The following is a 277-nucleotide window of genomic DNA, read 5'->3' as shown; positions in this document are numbered from 1 at the left end:
TGACAAGTACAGGGGGGATGAAAATAATGGGGAATAGAGGCGTGCTTTTATATGTAGACTTGGGCAAGCTTGAAGATGAACCTTACAGATTGTCAAAGATATATGATACACTTGGACAGTATATTGATGATATCAGACGTCAGAGAGATATAATATACATAAGCAAGATGGCGGAATCCCTGGATATATCATCCCTGGACAGATATCGTGCTCAACTGGTAGACGAATATGATCGGCTTGGAACTCTGAAGAAGATTCTGGATGAGGCATACGATCT

At 40.8% G+C, this 277-nt stretch carries 1 protein-coding gene; it reads left to right on the top strand.

Annotated features, from left to right (window positions below; translation table 11 throughout):
• Nucleotides 1-26 precede the first annotated feature (26 nt).
• Nucleotides 27-277: hypothetical protein (locus tag DWX57_RS13945; RefSeq protein ID WP_133300895.1), on the top strand; the 251-nt coding region annotated here is incomplete at its 3' end.

This window comes from Coprococcus sp. AF19-8AC, from assembly GCF_003603115.1.
Classification (GTDB): domain Bacteria; phylum Bacillota; class Clostridia; order Lachnospirales; family Lachnospiraceae; genus Coprococcus; species Coprococcus aceti.
Note: the sequence above shows the minus strand (reverse complement) of the source record. Positions and strands in the feature narration are given on the sequence as shown.